At 65.7% G+C, this 20569-nt stretch carries 11 protein-coding genes and 1 pseudogene; 3 read left to right on the top strand and 9 right to left on the bottom strand.

What is annotated here, in order from left to right:
• Positions 1–204: 204 nt before the first annotated feature.
• Positions 205–1377, bottom strand: a complete 1173-nt coding sequence (locus ACFWP5_RS45070) for a hypothetical protein (protein WP_384170808.1) — start codon at positions 1375–1377, stop codon at positions 205–207.
• Positions 1364–1582 carry a hypothetical protein gene (locus ACFWP5_RS45065; RefSeq protein WP_384170806.1) on the bottom strand — a complete coding sequence of 73 codons (219 nt, stop codon included), beginning with the start codon at positions 1580–1582 and terminating at the stop codon, positions 1364–1366. Before ACFWP5_RS45065 ends, ACFWP5_RS45070 begins: the two co-directional genes overlap by 14 nt.
• Before the next feature lie 663 nt (positions 1583–2245).
• Here ACFWP5_RS45065 and ACFWP5_RS45060 point away from each other — a divergent pair.
• On the top strand, positions 2246–3001 hold the full coding sequence (locus ACFWP5_RS45060) for a hypothetical protein (protein ID WP_384170804.1): 756 nt from the start codon (positions 2246–2248) through the stop codon (positions 2999–3001).
• A gap of 151 nt (positions 3002–3152) precedes the next feature.
• The gene (locus tag ACFWP5_RS45055; RefSeq protein ID WP_384170802.1) at positions 3153–3653 is read left to right on the top strand and encodes a hypothetical protein; all 501 of its coding nucleotides are present in this window, start codon (positions 3153–3155) and stop codon (positions 3651–3653) included.
• Positions 3654–3708: 55 nt separating this feature from the next.
• Here the strand turns inward: ACFWP5_RS45055 and ACFWP5_RS45050 are convergent, their stop codons facing one another.
• Positions 3709–4641 carry a transposase family protein gene (locus ACFWP5_RS45050; RefSeq protein ID WP_384170800.1) on the bottom strand — a complete coding sequence of 311 codons (933 nt, stop codon included), beginning with the start codon at positions 4639–4641 and terminating at the stop codon, positions 3709–3711.
• Positions 4642–4771: 130 nt separating this feature from the next.
• Positions 4772–6043, bottom strand: coding sequence for a tyrosine-type recombinase/integrase (locus tag ACFWP5_RS45045; RefSeq protein ID WP_384170798.1), 1272 nt, complete (start codon positions 6041–6043; stop codon positions 4772–4774).
• A 251-nt stretch (positions 6044–6294) separates the two neighbouring features.
• Here ACFWP5_RS45045 and ACFWP5_RS45040 point away from each other — a divergent pair, with 251 nt between their 5' ends.
• Complete coding sequence (locus ACFWP5_RS45040) at positions 6295–6564, top strand: helix-turn-helix domain-containing protein (protein ID WP_266768087.1); 270 nt, start codon at positions 6295–6297, stop codon at positions 6562–6564.
• A gap of 329 nt (positions 6565–6893) precedes the next feature.
• Here the strand turns inward: ACFWP5_RS45040 and ACFWP5_RS45035 are convergent, their stop codons facing one another.
• From ACFWP5_RS45035 to pglX, 5 genes and pseudogenes are all read right to left on the bottom strand, one after another.
• The gene (locus ACFWP5_RS45035) at positions 6894–9026 is read right to left on the bottom strand and encodes a DEAD/DEAH box helicase (RefSeq protein ID WP_384170795.1); all 2133 of its coding nucleotides are present in this window, start codon (positions 9024–9026) and stop codon (positions 6894–6896) included.
• Positions 9023–10351, bottom strand: a complete 1329-nt coding sequence (gene brxD / locus ACFWP5_RS45030) for a BREX system ATP-binding protein BrxD (RefSeq protein WP_384170793.1) — start codon at positions 10349–10351, stop codon at positions 9023–9025. Before brxD ends, ACFWP5_RS45035 begins: the two co-directional genes overlap by 4 nt.
• Positions 10348–13131 (bottom strand): BREX-2 system phosphatase PglZ, encoded by a 2784-nt coding sequence (gene pglZ, locus ACFWP5_RS45025; protein WP_384170791.1) that lies wholly within the window; start codon positions 13129–13131, stop codon positions 10348–10350. The genes brxD and pglZ overlap by 4 nt, the downstream gene beginning before the upstream one ends.
• Positions 13131–17042 carry a PglY protein gene (locus ACFWP5_RS45020; protein ID WP_384170789.1) on the bottom strand — a complete coding sequence of 1304 codons (3912 nt, stop codon included), beginning with the start codon at positions 17040–17042 and terminating at the stop codon, positions 13131–13133. The genes pglZ and ACFWP5_RS45020 overlap by 1 nt, the downstream gene beginning before the upstream one ends.
• A pseudogene (pglX, locus tag ACFWP5_RS45015) lies at positions 17035–20466 on the bottom strand (BREX-2 system adenine-specific DNA-methyltransferase PglX); the annotation flags it as partial. The pseudogene pglX and the gene ACFWP5_RS45020, both read right to left, overlap by 8 nt.
• Between the last annotated feature and the right edge of the window lie 103 nt (positions 20467–20569).

Raw genomic sequence — 20569 nt, 5'->3', positions numbered from 1 at the left:
AGCCGACGTCCTCTTCGCGATGCTCCGCGACGGCACCTTCTACCAACCACCAACCCCGATCACCCCTTGACCGAAGTCATAGGGGCACCCCCCCGATGGCTGTTCAAGATCTGACGTGACTTCGTGATTCCTGATGAAGCGTTCTCACTGTGCAAGCGACTGCGGAATCTGGGGCCCCACCGCACCCTGACACGCTCCAGGCGCTCAAGAAGGTCGACAAGCATCGGAACCGGTCACGGTGTGGGACCGCGGGAGGGTGTGGTGAATGCCTGTTGCCCAGCTGCGGGCGTAGGTCACGACGTGGAATCCGCCGCTGTGGTAGCCGCTGCTGCGGATCGTCACCTCGGTTTCGGAGAGCTCGACGGTCAGTCTGCGTCGCGCGCCCCACGGGCCCACCAGATAGTGGTTGCCTGCGACGGCGATGTAGCCGTCTGCGTCCGGGACGGCCCGGCCCTGGCACTGGGTGGCGAGCAGCTGCGGGACGGTGGCGGGGGCGCGCATGGCCGCGCGTTCCTCGGTCCAGCGCGTCGGCCCGGAACGCGCTGCTTCGTTGGCTTCTGCCACCCAGGATGTAAGGTCGGCAGCGAAAGTCAGCGGAGCAGCAGGCAGCGGGCTGGCGGAGCTGGACTGGCGCAGGCGGCGGCGGGCGGCTGCGAGGCCGCTCGGCGGACGGCCGCGGTCCTGGACGGCAAGGTCGTCCAGTTCAGCGCGTGCCACGTAGGTATTCCAGGAGATGTCCCACCCTTCGGTCTGGAAGTACCAGGACCAAGGGAAGTCGATACCGCTGGTGTCCCAGCGCAGGGTGTGCGGTACGGCGCCCCATTCCTGCAGCAGACGCCGTTGGCCGATCCACACGTTACGGAAGCGGGCGCTGGGCAGCAGGCAAGCGCTCATGTGCCGGGAGGCGCCGGCGACCATGAGCAGCACGGGGCACCGGCGGGTCTGCCCGTACCCGACGTCGAGCTCTGCTGGGGGCCACCACAGCCCGCACTCCGCCCAGCCCGGGAGGAAATCCCGCAGAACGGTAGACCGGAACCCTTGCTCCTGTTCTGGCCGGGGATCCACCTGCGGCGGCAGAGTCGCCCGCAGACGGGCCACGTGGAAGCGCAGCAGACTGGCCGAGGCCGGCCAGTCGATACGGCGTGCAATCTCGGCCGCACTCACCCCGGGCTCCGCCCGCAGCAGTTGCAGGATGAGCGGTTCGAACGGCTCGGCCACGGAGAGACGTTCGGGACGCTGGTAGCGGGGCGGCTGCTCACAGCGCAGCAGGCGGCGCACCGTATTGGGCGCCATCTGCTGGTGCCGGGCGATCTGTTTGATGGGCATACCCCCGGCACGCAGACGGCGCACCTCCCGCCACGCGTCAGGGGAGAACACGCGGGTCCTCCTCCCGCCCGGTGACCGCCTCGGGCTGGCGGGTCTGTCGCCAGGCGGCGCGGACTTTGCCCAGCGAATGGATCACCGGCACCAGGTCCAACAACAGGGTCTCGGCGCCTTTCAGCACCTTGCGGCCGAAGTAATACACGGCCGCGGTCACGGCTGCCGCAGCCGACACCACAGGCAACACGAAGTTCAGGCTCATACGGCGCCGCCTTCCAGGACGGCCATCCCAGGAGCCGGGTGCTGTGCGGGTCCCACTTCTGCTCTCCCCACGTCGGTCGTTCTGCGCGGGACCCTCACGACGAAGGCCCGCCCTGCCAGCGCGCATGGGTATCCATTTGCGCTGACAAGAGCGGGCCACTCACCTCCAACTACTGTCCCGGCCCCCACTGACAATCGAGCATCCATCTGCCAGGTGAATCTTGAACCCTTTTAGCACCAGCACGGTCGGTGTCTACGAAGGTCAGCTCCCTCATCGCCGGTGGTTCGCCTGTCGGCCAGGCCCGTGACGGATACGCGGCGTCCGTCCACGCACCAAGGCCCTGGAGACCGGGAAAGCCCAGCTCGCGGCACCATTCAGGAGGAACTTACCCTCGTCGATGACGAAGATGGACAGCAGGTGCAGGAGGCCACCGTCCGCTGCCCTGTGCGCCTGCCGTCCACGATCGGCGGCAGTCGTCTCACCTGTCGCAGTCATGGTCTCCCCACGCCAACGCCAGAGAGCCGCCCGCCACTCGACAGGAAACTGGTCTGTGCGATGGCCGCTGTTCAATGCTCTTGAGGATCCTTGACTTTTCTTGACAGTGCAGGATAGTGGATTTACGCTGTTCAAAGCGAGGCGTCGTTTCGACGGATCGAGAGTCGGATGGTTGCTCACATTCAGGATGTGCAGGCTTGGCCGGTGGTGCGTTGGCGTGACATCGTGCACGCCTTCCGTCCCGACCATGCGGCCGGGGAAGCGCAGGTCAAAACCCTGCGCGCGAACGAGGTCCTGGCTGACGGGATCCGCTTCACACGGCGCAACAATCACCGCCTTGCTGGCGTTGGCACCCTCTACAGCAGGCTCAACGTGAGTGCCGCGGTCCTGTACCGCCGCAGAGACAAGGACGCAGCCCGCATGTACTGCGCGGCAGCCAGGAAGATCGAGGAGGAACTCATGACGCTGTTGAAGCACCAGCAGCTTGACGCCTCCGAACTGGAGCCGACGGCTATTCCCTCCCAGAGAGCCTGGCGCGTACTGAGGCCCCTGTGCGAGATCACTGAGAAGTCTCTGGCGTCCTTGCCGAGTGTCCCAGAAGAAGAGTGCATCGCCGGCGTCCTGCAGAGCACCGATGGCCGCAAGGTCCGCTTCGCTGAGGCAGAACCTGACGGGCTGGACCACGAGCTGCCTTACGCAATGATGGAGGCAGCAGGCCTGTCGGTGGGCGATCCCGCACTCCTGTTGAGCGAGTTCACCGGAGCCACGATCATCACCCGCCTGCAGCCTGGACTGCTGGCGGAGGAGCCTGAACAGGAACAGGACGCCGACCTCGCAACGGCCAGCCCTGAGATGGACCCCTTCCACCAGCCGCTGGATGAGAACCTTCAGACAGCGCTCTTCGCCAAGTTCCGTTCGCAGTAACACCGAGGCTGATCCCCCGTAAGATTCAGGAGTGGAAGGCGTCTCCTGGTCACGTGGCACAACGGCAGATGAAGTTGAGCTGCAAAATTTCAATTGCTGCCCCGGGTGCCGGACCGAAGTTGTCCGGCATCCGAACGACCCTTGCGGAGACATGACGGGGGCCCATGAGGTCCAGACATACTTCCAAGACAGAGCCATCGCGGCGGCTGTCGAGAGAGCCCTCCCCGATGACCAGCGCCTGCTCCTTCTACGCGATAGAGAGCTCCTGGTAGGAGCAGCGGCCCACTTCTCCGAACAGGGGCCCAGTGATCGTTCGGGCGGATCCTTTCAACGCCGGCTGGCCGCTTACGCCACTGCTCTGCACGTCCAGGGAGGGAAGCTGTCCACCGGCGAATACGCGTCGAAAGCCCTCCTCAGAGCAGTGGTCAGCGACATCACTAGCCGTCACAGCCCCCGAGACCTCGTTATCCTCACAGCGCTCGTGCTTCCTATGAACAAGCCTTCGCGCAAGTGCCTGGAACGATACGGCTGGGCTGTGGCAGGACAGCAGAAGGCCTACCTGGTGTACGCCAACTCGCTACAAGTGGCGCAAAACGCGCTAGGCGTGGATCCCAGCCCTGACATCGACGCGTTCCACGAGCCCGGAACCTAACGAACTCGTACATGGTTGGCGGTGAGGCGTCGAGGACTTTGGCGGGGTCCGGGGTTCACATCTGCTGAGCCGATGTCAGATCCGCGGTCTGCTGATGGGACAGCAGGCCGGCGATGGCTTGCACCGTGTCGCTCATACGCTCGCGGCGGCCGAGGTGGCGGGCCAGCGCCCGCCAGTTCTTGAGATGCGCGATGCCGTGCTCGACCCGGATGCGGCGTGAGGAATGCTCCTTGCGCTGGCGCTCGTACATCTCCTCGTACCAGTCCGGGACGTTCTTCTTGTACTTGCGGTGCGGTGGTGTCACTACACGTCCGCCGGTCTGCACGCCGAGCCCCTGGTAGCCGGCATCGGCGAGGACCTCGGCCGCGGGCCTACCGGCCAGGAGCCCGACCAACCCCAACTGGCGTGCGTGGGTGATGTCCGCGCAGCTCCCGGGCTTGACCGGGCTGCACCACAACACGTGTCCTTCACCGTCCGTAACCACCATGGACTTGACGGCGTTCTGCTTGCTCTTCCCGGAGATGAACTTGTCCCGGTCCTTGCGCCCTTGGGTCGGCCGCCGGACCCCGATCTCGGTGCCGTCGATGATGCCGGTCTTTCCGGTCCCGCTGAGATGGTCGATGACTTCGGCCAGAGTCCGTAGCCGTACGTCGGGGCTGATGGTGCACCCTCGCTCGGCGAGCAGGGGCCGCACCTCGTTGATGGCCCGGGTGATGGTCGAGCGGTCCACGCCAAACCAGCAGGCCAGCACGTCGTGGGTGGTTCTGTGACGGAGATGGACGAGAGTGGCCAGCAGTCGGTCGACGAACACCAGCCGGTGCTTCGCGCCGGCGCCCATGGCCCGCTTCCGCTGCCGGGAGGCAAGCCTGGTCTGGTGGCGTTGATGCCACAACGGGCCGACTTCGGCGACGAGTTCAGCGATCACAGCGGCCGTCAGGCCCGTGATCCGCCGGTTGCTGATGACCAGTGCACGAGTCGAGTTCCCCACCACGCAACCATGATCAACGATCAAGAGCTCGACGTCTCACCGCCAACCATGCACGAGCTCGTTTGACCTGCTGGGAAGTTCATGGTTGTCGGGGCACACCACAGGTACGAGCAGTGTGGGTGGCGGCGGTTCACGGTGCGGCCGGCGGTCCGTCGATGTGCGAAAAAACGGTTCGGAATACGGCGACCGTGATCCCCTCCACGGCGAGGGGAGGGTGAGCGTACGTGTCCCAGGTCTCAGAGAACCCCGCATGCCGAGAGAGTGCCTGCACCGTTTTCGGATCGTGCTTGCCGGAGGCGCCGAGGGTGGTCGTGTAGAAGTGCTTGAGGTCATGGAATCGGGTGCGTTCCGGAAGCCCGGCCATTCTCACGGCCTTTCGCCACTTCTCATGGAAATCGCTGTCGAGGACGGGCCTGCCGAACCTGTTCGTGACGAGCAGGTCTTCGTCCGGCGGTTCGATGTAGCCGCGGGCCCGGCGGCGGCGTTCGGAGTGCGGTGTAACGGGCGGCGGCTCGGAGTGCAGCGCTGTGTGCTGGGCCAGCCGCTGGATCAGGAAGTGATCCACGGGCAGGGTTGCGTAGCTGGCTTTGGTCTTGAGGCGTACGGCCTTGCCCTGCTGACGTTGTTCTGCGACACGAAGCAGGTTGTGGTCCCAGACGACTTGGCTTCGCTTCAGTCCGAAAGCCTCCCCCTGGCGTAGCCCGGCGCATGCTCCCAGCCAGATCAAAGCCTCATAGCGTGGTGCCACCTTCCGCATCGCTGCGGCGACCGCAGCGACTTGTGAGGGCGACAGTGGGACCGTGACGCGCGGTGTGACGTCCGGGAGTTCGATGCGCGCCACGATGTTGGGCGGGAGCGGGACGTCCTCGTCGAGCATGTAGTGCACGAGGATGCGCCAGGTCTTGAAGATCTGGTGGACCGTGTGGGCGGAGTCGAGACCAGGTTTGCCGATCAGGTGATCGACGAAGGTCATAGAGTCCCGGCGGCGGAGGGTGCCCGCGAGACGGTCGCCGGCGAACGGAAGGATGTGGTTGCGGAGGTGGCTCTCGTAGGTGTTTGTGGTACGGGAATTCCTGTTTTTGCTGCGTTTCCTTCTGATCATTTCCATGGCAAGGAACGCAACTCTTACATTGCCGGCATCATTCCTTTCCGGTGTCGGCTCCTTAAATTCTGAACATGCTGCGTCCAGGCGCTTGCGGGCTTCCTCCCAAGTAATCAGGCAAACTCGTCTCTCCTTTCCGGCGGCGTCGGTGTAGCGCGCCTGCCAGCGCCGCCCCCGCCCGTGATCGGCGGACGGGTACAGAGGGTGTTTCGGGGTGCCGCAGCGGCACGGCGTGTCACCGCGTTCCGGTTTCGGATAGGTCTTGTGCCAGCGATCGAACGGCTCCGTTGGCCTGCTCATATGTCCCACCCAATGATCTGGCTGAGTGCTGTGTCGTCTGCCGGCAGCCGACTCCTGAAGCTGGCTCGGCTCGAAGGTGCGAAGGGGCTGAGGACTCATCAGGGCGACGGTCGCGTCGGCGCGACGAACCTCAGCTGGCCGTCGCGTGCATCGGTCTGTTGCTGTCGGCCGAGGCAATGCTTTCCGCTACACCCGGTAGTTATGCACAGCTGTTCATGGTGCGCGCAAAAGTGTGACGGTCAAGTCGCTGTGTGCCTGAAAGTCACTCACTGCCTGATCCCCGGCTTCTGTCCATCGGCATGCAAATCCGACGCCTCAGGGAGGAGCAGGGATACAGCCTGGAGGAGCTGGCTGAACGCAGCGGACTGAGTTTTCGTGGACTCATTTATATCGAGCACGGGCAACGCAACCCGAGCGTGCTGACTCTTCTCCGCATTGCGTCAGGGCTCAATGTCCTTCCAGGAAAGCTGCTTGAAGGCCTCTCGGCGCAGATGCTCGACGACCTCGTGTCCGATGGGTGACGGTCTTGTGTACGGAGCCGGCGCCGACCTGTTGGCGAGTGGCTGCTGACGCACTCAGGTTTCAGGCAGGTGGGTGATCCTGATTCTGCGTAGCTCCGCTGTGCGGCCGACGTTCGCATCCCTGGGCGATTCACAGTCCGGCTCCCAGGACTCAAGGAATTTGCGGTTCGCACTGGCGCTGTTTGAACCTGGCTGTGCAGGCCCTCGGGAAGACAGGCCGGCTGTTTGGGCAGCGGCTCGTGCCAAGCATCGCGGCACGGATCGCCTCGGCCTGACCGCTGTCGGTCGTCGATGCGGGTACCGGGCGCGGCATTCGCGAGGAACCGCTACTACCCACGAGGCTTGCTGAACGTGGACGTCTCTCGCAAGGTAACGGCTGCACCTTGGAGGTCCGCCAAACGTGCGGCAAGCGTCGCTTCCGCAAGGCGAGGTGGCAGTGCGGCACTGAACTTGAGGCCGTTCAACGCGCGGGAGTCCACCGAGGGTAGACACAGCTGATCGGCGGCCTCGGAAGTGGCCTTCTTCCATTCCGAGGGCGTCACGTCCTCGCGGAGCCGGATGCAGGAGTCGGTGGGCCGCTGGAGCGGATCGGCGACCGTGGTGAGCGTGGCGGCGAGGGTGGCGTTCGCCCGGTAGCCGGCCCAGGTCCACCAGCGCACATTGGTGTCATGCCCGCCTCGCACGATCACTGTTCCGTCGGGGTGGACCAGTTCCGCGCTGTCCTCACGGGCCTGGGCGAGCGCAGCCTTCGCGCGTCGGGTAACGGAAACCGGTGGATCGGCGCCGAGCAGTACCTCCCGTGCAGCGCGGGTCAGCTCGTACGAGGCGCTTCGGCCCGAGCCCGCTCCACCCCACCGCGCCTTGCCGCCGCTCTCGACCGGTTCGACGAAACATCGACGGTGGGACCAATCGATGTAGGTCACCTGCCAGCTCCGCCCGGCGAGGAGCAGGCGCCTTGGGCCCGGCACCTCTTCGGTGAGCAATGCGGGATTGGTCGTGCCGATTTCGGTACGGCCCGACAGGACCGCGAATTCCGGGGGAGCGGTGAAGACCGCGGTGAGATCCATGAAGTGCCGGTAGCCGAAGCGGCGTTCGGCCTCGGGACCGATGAACAACATGCCTCCGTCCCGGTCCAGGTACCCCTCGTCGAGCAGGTGACGAACGATGGGCTCGGCTGAGGGACCGAAGGGGCCGAGCCCGCCCCACCATTCCTGCCAGAGCCGGTCTCCCACGCGGTGTTCCTGCAGGCAGAGGGCCAGTACTTGCTGGGCGACGATGTGCCGGGGTTCAGGCGGGGCTACGACAGGTTCCACCCAGCCGCGCGACCACAGCAGGAGCAGGGCTGCCGCACTGAGCAGGCCGTCCTCGTCGACGGTGAGGAAGAGGCAGTTGCGGGTGGAGCCGGGCCGTCGGCCGGTGCGGCCGAGGCGCTGGAGGAAGGAGGCCACGGTGCCGGGCGCGTCGATCTGGATGACACGGTCCAAGTCGCCTACGTCGATGCCGAGTTCCAGTGTGCTGGTTGAGACGATCACGCAGTCCCGTGCGTCGGCGAATGCCTCTTCCGCCCGCCGCCGCTCATCCACCGACAATGAGGCGTGTGACAAGAACGTGGTCACACCCTTCGCCCGCAGGCCTTCGCCGAGTTTCTCGACCTGGCGGCGCGATTCGCAGAACACCAGTCGTTTTTCGCCGCGGTGCAGGGCGGCGATTACTGTGACTGCGTTCTCCAGCGACCCCACATAGTCGAGTTGGACGTCGCCGGGTGGCGGCAGTACGGGTTTTTCCTCGCGCAGATGCGGGGCGACGACTTGCGCCGTGCGCTGTCCGCTTCCCGAGCCTTGCAGCCAGGTGAGCAGTTGCTCCGGGTTGCCCACCGTCGCGGAGAGCCCGATCCGCTGCACCGGACGCCCGACAACCCGCTCCAGCCGTTCGAGCACGGCCAGCAGGTGCCAGCCCGGGTCGTCCCCTGCGAAGGCATGCACCTCGTCCACCACGATCGCCCTCAGCCCGGAGAAGAAGGCCCGATGGTCGACGTTCGTGCTGACCAGCATCGCTTCCAGAGACTCGGGTGTTGTCAGCAGTACGTCCGGGCGGTCGCGCAGGATTTTCTTACGACGTGGCTGTGAGACATCTCCGTGCCACAAGGCAGCGGTCCGTCCCAGCCAGGAGGTGTACGTCTCCAGACGTGGCAGAAGATTGTTCAGCAGCGCTTTGAGAGGACAGACGTACAGGACGGACGTTCCTGTCCAGTTCTCCGCCGCCATCTTCGACAACAGAGGAAACGACGCGGCCTCGGTCTTTCCGCCTGCGGTCGGAGCGAGGAGTACAGCATCCGAGCCGTCCAGCAGCGGTTCGATCGACTCTTCCTGAAGCGGGCGAAGCCCGGGCCATTCCAGGGTGTTGACGATGTGGTGGACCAGCCCGGGGTGCAATCGATCCAACGGCTCGGGGGCGCCCGTCACGGCAGCTCCAGCTCGATCTCGTCGGCGCTGTCCGCCGCCGCGTTGCGCTCGACCTCGCTCAGCTCGTCGGCGTTCAACGTCAGCGCGTAGTGCTTACGCGGGTCGAAATCCTCGAACTCGTCCACCCGGTCCAGTACGTCTGCGACGAGCTTGCGCAGGAACAGACGCGGCGCGATCCCGGCCCGCCCGCCGAGCCTTCCCGTCATCGCGGTGGCCAGCTCTGCCACGTACCCATCGTCGACGAGCGAGGCGACACGCTCAGGATTCCGGGCCGCTCCTGCATACAAGTCTCTTACAGAACGCCCGAGTTCACCCAGTCGTTGGAGGTCGAAACCGGTCAGGCGCAGCTGCACTGCACGCGGCGAGTCGAAGCGCGGGTCGGTGGAGAAGTCAGTGGCCAGTCGCTGGGCGAGCGGGGGCAACCGCTGAACACCCTGCTGCCCGTCGTAGAAGGCAGGGGTGCCGGTGATCACCAGGAAGAGACCGGGGAAGCGGCCTGCGTCGATCTCGTCGAGTAGCTGCCGCAGGGCGTTCAGCCCCTTCTCCCGTACATCTCCCCGCACCCGCTGCAGGGTCTCGATCTCGTCGAGGACCACCAGAAGTCCGGGATGCCCGCAGTCCTTCAGCACGGTGAGCAGCCCCTGGAGGAAGCCGAGCGCCGCGAAGTGGTCGAGGTCTCCGCGCACGCCGGCTGTGCGCCGCGCGGAAGCGGCGACCGACTTCTGGCCGCCGAGCCAGGCGATGACAGCCTCCGCGGTCGCCGCGTCTCCGTCCAAGGTGGCCTTGCGGTAGCCGCGCAGTGCGGCGGAGAAGGCGGGGGTGGTCTGGGCGACGGCACGCAGCCGCTCTTCCGTCAGGGCTTCGACGGCCGCCTCCAACGCCGCGCTGTCTTCGGCGAGTTCGGGCTGTGCCTCATTCACCTCCTCCTCAAGGGTGTAGAACCATCCGTCGATCACCGAGCGCAGGGCGCTGGCAGGTTCTGTCGCGGTGGTCAGCCGTTCGGTGAGCCGCCGGTAGACCGTCTCCAGCTTGTGAAGGGGCGTCTCCGTCTCCGAGATCTGGATCTCGGCGGCGGCGAGCCCCGCCCGCTTCGCCCGTTCGGCGAGCCAGCGGGCGAAGAAAGTCTTGCCGGACCCGTACTCGCCGCGGATTGCGTGGAATGCCGCGCCGCCTGTCGTGATCGTGGCGATCCGCTCGTCCAGCGCGGGCCTGAAGCGTTCCAGGCCGACTGCGAACAGATCGAGGCCGGACTGGGGTACGGTCCCGCGTCGCAACGCGTCAATGACCTCGCGTCGGCGGGCCGCGCTCACGGGTGCGGCGCTCATGCGCTCCCCTTGGGCAGTTCGAATTGCTCGCGCAATGTGTCGCGGTTGAGCCGGACCCGGGTCCGGGAGTCGATCAGGCTGACGACCTCGTAGCCTTCGACGTTCAGCAGCCGGGTCAGCACGGTGACGAAGCCCTCGGGGCGCGTGTGCGTGCGGCCGCCCGAAGCGACAGCGGCCGCGGCGACCGCCGCGAGCGAGAGCGTGCCACCCGAAGCTTCGAGTGCGTCGATGACGGCGGCCACCACCTTGCGGTCAGGGGTTTTGCGGACGAACTTGCCCTGCTGCTCGTAGATCTTGGTGTCGACGATCTGGCGGCCGAGCGTGTGCGGAGCCGGCACGGCGGGCGCTGCCTTGGCCACGGGAACCGGGACCGCGTCGTCGGTGAAGAGCTCACCCTCCTGCGGCCGGGCCTTCGGCTTGGCTGACGGCGTTTTCCTCACAGGCTTGGAGGACGGTGCGGGAGCGGGAGCTGTCACCGGCGCCAGTGCGGTATTCGCCTCCCACCACGACGGTTGCACGGACTCACGCGGCAACTCGGCCCACCCCACGGGCGCGAGGTCGGCAGACGGCGCCAGCACCAGCACCGGCACCGTCATCTCGGCGAGCGCCGCACCGCCGTAGTACCCGGCTCTGCGCGGGGTATAGCAGATCTCCTCCGACCAGGGCACGGTGACGCGGCCGCCGTTCCCCAGCACCCGCGGTCCGTCCAGCACGACCTCGCCTTCACTGACCGTCGTCCCGGTACGCCAGCGGGCCGACTCAACACCCTCAGCATCCACCGGTCCCACCTCGGACCCTTGCCGGTCCAGCACATGGCCGTGATCGGACACCAGCACCACAGGACGCCCTTGCCCACGCGCGGAGTTGAGTAGCTCGGGGAGGTACTTAACACGGTTCACAGCCCAGTCCGCGAGTGAACTCCGTTGGCCGTGGTCGAGGCTCTCTTCGACGGCGTCCAGAACGACACCCACCACGGCGTCCGAGGCGATCGCCGCGACCAGCCGCGGATCGAGCAGGTGCCCCGCAGGCCCGGGAATCTCGTTTTTGTGGAAGAGGGCTGCAGCATGCCCGTTCTCCTGCCAGAAAGCGGCGAATCCTGCCTTCTCCACGCTCTGCCCGCCCGACACCGGACGCCCACACAAGAGTGTGGCCCTGCTCAGCAACGTCACCGACGGAATCGTCGCGACCGCGGCCGCCCGCCGCCCCCCGCCGGACAGTTCGCGCCACCGCCCCACACCTGTCAGCTCTTCGCCGAGCTGAGCCGCGACCGCGCTACTCATCCCATCCAGGACGAGCACCAGCGGCGGCCGCTCGGCTGCCAGCGGCAAGGCGACCGTCCGCAGTACGTCCTCGATGAGCAGCACTCCACCGGGCTGCGCAGCACTTGCGTGCTGTGCCCACGGCCCGAGCTCGGCCGCGAAGGCTTCGTCGAGCACAGCTCGCCGCCGTCGCGCCGCGTCGTGCACGGTGCGGTACGCCTCGACCAGAGCGGCCTCGGCCTCGGCGTCGCCCACCCACAGCTGGGCCAGCGCCCGGTCCACCCACCCCCAGTCGGCGACGTGTGTGTGCACGGCCTGGTCGACCGAGGACACCACCCGCTCCCGCCCGTCCAGCCAGTGCCTCAGCCGTACCGCCATGCGCGCCAGCTCGACCCGCTTCGGATAGAAGACGGCGGCGAGATGATGCTCCTGAACGTGATCCCAGGCTGCCTGTGCCTCCTCCGGTCCCTCAGTAAGCGCCTCGGCCAGCCGATGCAGTCGTGCCTGGAAGCCGGAGGGAAGAAACGGGTTGTCGGCGAGCGCAGATGTCAGATGGGCGCTGCCCGCTAGCTCGTCGGCTTGGAGCAGTACGTCGAGCACCCGCTGCTGGGCATCGACGCTCTGCGGCCCACGTCCCGCCGCCTCACCGATCCAGCGGGTCAGCGTGCCTTCCACCGCCCGTGCGTAGGCGCGCAGTTCGGAGGGCCGGGAACCGACCATGCCGAAGACCGTACCCAGTGCGACGGCCGCGTCGGCCGACGCGGATTTTCCGGTCATGAGGGACGCCAGTACACCGAGCGCGGTTGCCTCGGTTCCTCGGCCGCGGAGCGCGAGCCGCAGCAATACAGGGGCGGCCTCGCCCGCGCTCTGTGCCAGCCAGTCGGTGATGCCCTGCTGTTCGGCTTCGGGCAGCGCGGCAAAGCGCTCCGGGCCGCCGGGCGTACGGGACCAGGTGAGCAGCGCATCGACGTCCACCGATGCCCCACCCTCGAAGACGCCCTCAAGCCCGAGCCGCACCCCGACGAGGGCTCGCATCGCCGCGTCCAGGGTGAGCACGGCCCCGTGCTGCGGCCAGCCGCCCACCGGTTCGGCGACGATCAGCGCGCCGGGCAGCCACAACCACGGGTCCCGTCGCATCCGCGGGTCAAGGTCTGCGGCGCCGAAGAGCTGCTTGACGATGTCGGCCTCGTCGACGGCGATGATCTGCGAACGCACCATCTCGCCCAGCAGATCGAGGCCGATCCGGTCACCGTGCACATCAGTGGTGACCACCAGCAGGTCCGCGCCCCCGGTGGCCAGATGAGACTGCCAGGCATCAGTGAGGCCAAGCACCGAAGTGGTGTGCGTGACCCGAACCCTGCGCCGTTCGCCGTCGCCAATCGGCACGGTGAACTCCGTGGGCCCGTCGGACGCGTACTTCCCGTGGACCAGCACAAGCCGCCGGCCTTTCGTGTGGGCAAGACGCGTGGTGAGTAGCCCAGTAACGACCCGCTGGTCGAGTTCGGGCACTGTGGCCCCCATCAGTCCTCGCCGCCCGGCACGCTCGCGCCGTCGCCCTGAGTCGCGTGCAGCACCTGCCAGTTGATCTCGATCTCGACGCCCGGGTGCGCGGCCGCATAGTCCCGGATCTCGCCCTGTACGTCGGCCAGGGCCCTGCTGAGTGCGGCTTCCAGGACACTTTCGCTGTCCGTGGCCTTCACTCGCCGAGACCGCCGGGTGGCTGTCGGCGTAGCCGGCGTGGACGGCAATGGCGACTGACCGTGCGTGGTCGGCCTGTCGTCCTCAGCCCGGGCAGGGGGGACGATCGCCTCCGACTCGACAGGCGGGGGCGGCGGCGGGGGCGCGACGGGCGCCACGGGTGTCACCGTACTGAGCCGCGCTGCCTCGTTGATCAGAGCCACGGCCTGGCCGCGCGCGCTGCTCAGTACCGGGGCCAGATCCGTGTCGAACTCGTCGGCCCCTGCCGCGTCCGCGATCTCGGCGAGCAGCAGCCCGGACCGGTCGGCCAGACCGTCCCCGCGCCCGGTGTACTTGCGTACGCTGTCGATGAGATCCCAGTCGGTACGCTCCAGCGCCTCCAATACCCGCTGTGCCGAGGACATCGTCTTGGCCAGCACCACATCGGTGCTCAGATATGTCGCAGCCGCCAGATCCCGCGCGAGCGGTGTCGCCTCTAGGTTCTGTTTGATCCGCGCCAGCAGATCGGCAGCGTCCCGCACCGACTGCTCGCGGGCGCTCAGCGCCTCCCCGTTGATGCCGAGGGCACTTCGGTACCGGGTCAGTGCGCGCCGCAGCCCATTGACAGCAGCTTCGCGCTCTTCGGCCTTCGCACGAACATCCGCCGCGAGCGCGTTGACATTCCTGGTGAACAGCACCTGCGGCACGCTCGTGCCGAACAGTGCGGCGGCCCGCGTGTGCGCCGCTGTGAACTCGTCCTCGCTGGGCCGCTCCTGCGCCCGCAGTGCCCAGCCGGGACCGAACTGGTCGAGCACAGGGGCTTGTTCGGCCTTGCCACGGTAGATCCAGGAGCGGTCGGACAGCAGCGCGTACGTCGCGATCACCAGGTTCGAGACCAGCTTGTCAAGGCCCGTCCAGCCGAGCTCGGCGATCCAGGTGCGGATGTCCTCGACCGGAAAGTCGCCCTTCGCGCCGTGCTTGGCCGCCTGCTGGTCGATGTGACGGCGCCAGTCCGTGGAGACGTTCAGCGGCCCGTCGTGCACCTCACCCAACTCCAAGGGATGTACGATCCGCGCCACATCCGTCAGTTCGCGGCCGTCGACGACGACCCGGCGCGAGCCGTCGTCCATAGCCTTCGCGATCCACCCGTACGCCATCTTGAACTTCGCGGGAGTGACCGGTTTGCGGCTCTCCTGGCGGTCGAAGTTCGGATGTTTGGGATACATCGCGTCCAGCAGGCCATCGGCGAGCTTCAGCAGGTTGTACTTGAAGACGCCGCCGCCCTGGAGCTGCGGAGTGTGTCCGGCATACAGCGAGTGGACGTGTTTGCCCTCGGTGACCTGGGCCCCGAGGTCGGTCTCGTTGGCCTTGGCGATCCCGTACGCCTGGTGCAGCACCTGACCCAGTTGCGAGACGAGGGTCTCGCGCTGCGCCTCCAACTGATGCTTGACACGTACCTGGTCGTCTGAGGACAGATGGGTCGCGAAGTCCTTCAACCGGTCGCGCTCCAGCAGGTAGTTGATCTTCAGGAGCCGGCCGAGCTGGGTCCCCCGCTGAGCGGAGAGGAAGGACGGCAGCCATACAACGGTCGCCGTATCCGGCTTCTCCCGCTGCAACCGGAAGACCCGGTTTTCGTCCGCGCTGGGCAGGCCCTTGTCGTTCTCGTCGAAGGGATAGTCGATGACGAAACGGATCCGGTCCGGCGCGGACGGCTCGAACTGTGTGTCGGGGAGGATCTGCGTATCGCGCACGTTCTCGAAGACGAACTCGGCCGTCCGCCTGGTGCCGTGCCAGACGACCTCGCGGTCGGCGACGAGGGTGCCGTTGTCGGCAATCACCAGCTCCCGCCACAGCCACTCCTGCACCCACCGCTTGCGTGCGCCGAGAGTGTCCTTCTCGCCGACACTGTCCAGGATCGGTTCCACATCCAGGTCGGACAGATGCAGCGTGAACACTGGGTCCACGTCGTTGCCGTCACTGCGCAGCTCGCCGGGGAACTGCGCCTGGAGCTCCTGCATCCGCTTGACCACGATCCGGTCCTCCTGCCCGGTGCGGGAGCGGATCGATCCGTGGTTGAGTGCGGAAAGGCGCGGCCCGGTCAGCCGGGCGAGGGCAGGCACTTCGGGGGCGAGATAGGCGAGCAGCATCGTCTTGACGAACCGGTCGTCGGCCTTGAACTTGGTGTCGTCCGGGGAGCCGTACTTCTGCAGCAGATGCTCCTTTACCTTGCCGTGGAAGCGAGTTGCCGCCTCCGCCTCGCTGCGCAGCCGGTCCGTGAACGCCTCGCCCATCCCCTCGGCCAGTACGTCCCACAGGTCGCCCAGCGGGATCAGCTCGCCGACCTTCATGTCTTCGCGCCGCTTGTAGAGCATCTGCTGGAGCAGCTTGAGGCCGGTGCGCTCGCGCTGGAGAGCGCCGGAGAGCGCGACCAGGACGTTGAGGAGTACGGGCGAGACCGGGTAGAGCGCCTTGAAGTCGGCCCAGTCGGCATGGGTGGCGCCGTTGGCGTCTAGGAGCACATCGCGTACTGACTGGTTGGATGTCTCGACCCGGGCGAAGGCCGCTTCAAGTACGGCCCTGGCGGCATCGTCCTTCGGCTTGAGGACCCGCTCCTTGATGATCTCCGGGAGGTTGCGGTCCTCCAGGCTGATTGGATCGATACGGCCCGCAAGGTATTTGACCTGCTGCTCCAGGTTCTTGGCCTCCGCGCCAACTGCGTCTGAGCCGATCAGCTCGGACAGGTCGCGCTGGCGGGATATGAAGGAGACGACTGGCAGCGCGCGACCACCCGTACCGGACTCGATCAGCTTGACCAGTTTGTTGACCTCGTCATTGACGAAGGTCCGCTCGCGCAGATGCGCCTGGAGCCAGAGGATCAGCTCGTCGAGGAAGAGGATCAGCCCGTCGTAGCCAAGGGACTTGGCGTGCCGGCTGATGATGTCTAGGCCGTTCTCGAGGGGCAGGAAGGCGTTCTTCGCGCCGAGCGCGCCACGGGAGTACGAGGAGTACGGGCCGGAGAGCAGTGCGGACGCCAGCCAGTCGCGGACCTGCTCGCCAGGGGCGGATGTTAAGGCCAGGTCGAGGAGGGCCGGGGTCCAGACCTTCGGGGCCTCCTTGACGTCGAGGTCCTCTAGGTCGCTTTCGTCGTCGGCGGCTTGTGGTGGGGCGGTATTCGTGTCCTCCGGCAGCGCGGGGTTACCGAGCCAGCGTACGAACTGCGCGTCGTCCGCGAAGAACTCCCGTTGGCGGCGGGCGTCGTCGAACATCGCGTCCGCCCGGTAGACCGGCGGTACAGCTGAGTCCGGGTGCAGCCGCCGAACCGTGCCGACATAGCCGCCGAGGATCGCTGAGTCGAGGTCCGTCGCGCCGACCAGGTGGAACGGCACCATCAGGAACTTCCGGTCCCGCAGCCATGCGTCGTGGTCCGCGATGATCGGCTGGAGTGTGGCCTTGGCACGGGCGGCCGGGTCGTTGGAGAGGATGGCGTGCAACACGGTCATGAAGTGGCTCTTGCCGGAGCCGAACGAGCCGTGAAGATACGCGGCGTTGGACGACCCCGCACGCACGGACGCCTCAACGATCTTCAGCGCCCGACGGAGGGACTGTTCCAGCTGCGGGGTGACCACATACTCGCGCACTCGCTCGGCGGTCTGATCGAAGCCGCCGGACAGCTCGACCTTGAATGACCCGGCGAGCACGGACTCAGGCAGGTCCAGCACGTCCCGGAGGTAGAGGTCGCTGCCACTGTTACTCATCGTCTTCCGTCGCCTTCTTCATGGCCGTCGTTGCCGTTTTCTTCGTCTTGCGTGCACGGGTCGCATTCGCTGGATGCCAGTCGGTGAGTGCGGCTGGGGTGAGCTGTTCGCGTGCCAACTCCCCGTCCAGGAAGCTCTGGAACTCCTCCGCGGCCGATTCCTCGCCCCACTCCTCGTCCACCTCACCGAACCACTGCCGCAGCCACGGCATCAGTTCCGCGATCCCGGCGAGCAGCGGTACAAGCCGCTCGGTGGGCCAGTCCTGCTGTTTGCGGCGCTGGGTGACGATGTTCAACAGGGCGGTGGCCTGGTCGCGTTGGTCCCAGCCGGCCCAGCCGAGGAGGAGGGTCGGGTCGGAGTTCGGGCTCGCGTTGGGGTAGGACACGAAGCGCTCTTTGGGGACGTCCAGTTTTCCGCGGTTCGACCAGTAGGACTGCTTGGCGAAGTCCGTGGAGGTGTACTTGGGGGGTACGGCGATGTCGAGGTGTTCGCCGGTGCGGTCCTCCTTGCGCTGCTTGTCCCAGACGTCCTCCCACTGCGAGCGCTTGCGAAGGCCGGTGTCCTTGTAGCGGTACGCGGCGAGATAGGGCACGTGCTCCACGTCGACCACATCTTGGAGGACTTGGGCGAGGGAGAGGTTCGGCTTGCCAAGATGGGCGGCGTAAAGCGAAGCAGTGTTGCGGATCGTGTCCGCGTACGGGAGCCTTTCGAGTTCGTCTGCGAGCTGACCGATGGTGAGGGTGCGGGGTTGCTCGAAGTCATTGAGGATGTGGAACCAGAGGGACTTGTCCTCGCACCGGTCAAGTAGCCAGGTCCGCAGAGCGGCCTTCTCCTGCTTTTCCCAGGGGTCGGTGGCCCAGCGGCGCTTGCACTCGGGACGCTCGATGCGCGCGATGTCGTGGCGGGCGGAGATGGTGTCGATGCGGGCCTGCACGATATCCCGGTACCAGTCCGGCCAGTGGGCTGGGATCTCGGTGATGGGGGTGGAGCCGTGCCGCCCGAACCACACAGTCTCAGCCTCGCCAGCTGCTTGCTTCCGAGCCAATACGATCTCGAATGCCCGCTCTCCGAGGCTCACCTGGGGAATGGTGCTGAGCGAGGAGGCTGTAAGTCGGGCTATCTCATCGTCAGCGAGGAGTCCGTAGGAGTGATACACCACCCAGTCGAGCTCCTCCTGGAGGGCGACCATGCGCTGGCGGGTGCGGGTCCAGGTGTCCCGGGCGGCATCGAGGCGGATGGGCGTGGGCGGCTCGTCCGCGGCGCATATGGCCGAGGGCTCGTGAATGGCGACGTCTTGAGCGAGAGAGTTGAGGATGCGGCCGAGGGACAGGGGAAGCCGGTCGGGCAGGGGGAAATCCTGAAGTTTAGCCCCGGCGAATTCGTAGAAGCGTTCCCATTCATCGTGCATGAAGCCACCGGTGCCGGACTGGCTACCCTTGTCGTGGCAGACGTGCTTGAGCCAGAAGCATGCTGCCGACGAATTGAGTACTCCCGACAGTGCCAAGTACTCGTCCTCGCTCGCACTATCCGGCAGTTTGATCACCGGCGCGGAACGATTAAATAAGCGCGACTGGGTGTCGAGAGTGAAGTGATTATGCGTGGCAACGAAGGCGAAAGATATTCCCTTCGGGGTCGTGAGCTTGCTCGAATAGTTCTCGAGATGGCAATACCAAGGGTAACCGTTCTCGATTATAGTTTTGCCGAAGATGACGCGCTTCGATAATTGAGTTCGGAAGGGCCATAAACTGTGTTTGATGAGATGGTGGTCCGAATTGATGGTCTGTCGGTTTTCTGGGCCTGAATAAGGGTTACGAACTGCGACCGAATCTGTGAATCTGAAATCTCGAACGACGTCACCCGTGATCAGCGTTCGAATTGCCGAATGATCCCTGAGGCGTCGTGCGGTATTTACGTCCGGGAGGAAAAAAGCATCATCGGCGCCAGTTGCTGTGGTTCGCCCGATGCTGGTTGCCCTGGATCCCAGCTTCTGCCGTCCTGATGCGATCTCCTCGGCGATTTTCCCAGCCACGCCACCGCTTAGGGACCATGGATACTCTGCGAGCTGATTACGTGCAGAATCGACTGACGAGACCCATTCGCTCTCGCTGCCAGGTTGATCGATCTGCTGATAAATGGCGGACCAGACGAGACCGCTTGATGCGTCATCCGGTTGCGAGGGTTCGCCGCGTATTCCCATGACAGTACGGACTAAATCTTCTTGGTAGGCCGTGCGATTTCGCCCAACCAAGATAACCGTTGGCGTCCCGTGCCCCGGAATGTAGGCGCCGGAAGTGTCGATGACATGTGTCAAGTCAACTTTTTGATGGAACCAGTCGATCAGTTTTCTTCCGAACTCGCGTTTCATGAAGGAGTTTGCCGTGATCTGGCCCGTAAATCCTGCCGCGCGCTCTGACCCACTGGTGCGCACCGCTAGCTCGAAGATCCGCTGCGCGAACGGTATCGACAACGCGTACGTTCCTGCGCACGTGTCGTACCGTTCCCTGTAGGCCAGGTTTTCCTGCTTATCCTTTACTGTGATGTAAGGCGGGTTGCCGACCACAACGTGGTACGAACCTCTCCCGAGTAGGTCGCAACTCTTCGTGAAGTCGTATATGTCTTCGGTGGTGTAGAAGAACTGCTCATGATCGGAATACAGCCCCTGGCGGACCCCTGGGGCTCCGCGCCCGTGAAGCAAAGAGTCCCCCACGGCCAGGTTGATCCGGAACCCTGGAGCCGTGTCCAGCCGCTTCGCGTCCGCCGCTTTGAGCGCGGCAATCATCAGCCGGAACCGCGCGATAGCCACTGCGAATGGGTTCTTGTCGCACCCGTGCACTGCATCCAGCGCCCGCCGGATCAGCGTCCAGTCATCTGCGCCCTTGTCGAAGTCGCGCCACTTCTCTAGCAGCCGCTCAAACATCCCCAGCAGGAAGTGCCCAGAGCCGCACGCCGGGTCGATCGTGCGCAGGCCTGCGCAGAGTTCCCGTACGACGCCGTGCCCGTCGACAAGGGAGACGACGGGCTCTAGGCCGAACTCCTTCACCGCCGGCTCCAATGTCAGATCGAGGATGAACTCCTCCACGAACACCGGGGTCTGGAGCAGCGCGTACGTCTTCCTCGCGTGCTCGCTCAGATCCTGATATAGGTCACCCAGGAATCGAGTGTCCAAGTCCTCGTTCACGAACGAGTGCACGATCTCGCCGCCCGAACCAACCCGCCGCCAGAACTTCAATAACGCCGTTGCTGCCTCATACGAAGGCGAGATCTCCCACAGTGGGTTGTGCACGCGGTCGAAGAGCCCCGCCACCGTCGGGTTGGTGCCAGCAAGATGATCAAACGCCGCGATGATCCAGTCACGGTCATTCTTTTCCGGGTTCGCGGCGAAGAACGCCGTGTCGTGGTCCTCTGCGTCCTTGAGCCGCTCGCCGACACCTGCTAAGACTTGTCCCGTAACTGCTGGTCACGGGTGAGATGATCTTGGTGTGGCTGGTGTGATCACGGCGTCGGAGCCGTCCTGGATAGCCCCGTTC

Origin of the sequence: Streptomyces sp. NPDC058469 (assembly GCF_042721125.1) — a bacterium.
GTDB lineage: Bacteria > Actinomycetota > Actinomycetes > Streptomycetales > Streptomycetaceae > Streptomyces.
Note: the sequence above shows the minus strand (reverse complement) of the source record. Positions and strands in the feature narration are given on the sequence as shown.

Coding starts and splice junctions, on each gene's coding strand:
- ACFWP5_RS45065 (WP_384170806.1), bottom strand. CDS start 1,582: ATGAGCCTGAACTTCGTGTTGCCTGTGGTGTCGGCTGCGGCAGCCGTG.
- ACFWP5_RS45060 (WP_384170804.1), top strand. CDS start 2,246: ATGGTTGCTCACATTCAGGATGTGCAGGCTTGGCCGGTGGTGCGTTGG.
- ACFWP5_RS45055 (WP_384170802.1), top strand. CDS start 3,153: ATGACGGGGGCCCATGAGGTCCAGACATACTTCCAAGACAGAGCCATC.
- ACFWP5_RS45045 (WP_384170798.1), bottom strand. CDS start 6,043: ATGAGCAGGCCAACGGAGCCGTTCGATCGCTGGCACAAGACCTATCCG.
- brxD (WP_384170793.1), bottom strand. CDS start 10,351: ATGAGCGCCGCACCCGTGAGCGCGGCCCGCCGACGCGAGGTCATTGAC.
- pglZ (WP_384170791.1), bottom strand. CDS start 13,131: ATGGGGGCCACAGTGCCCGAACTCGACCAGCGGGTCGTTACTGGGCTA.
- ACFWP5_RS45020 (WP_384170789.1), bottom strand. CDS start 17,042: ATGAGTAACAGTGGCAGCGACCTCTACCTCCGGGACGTGCTGGACCTG.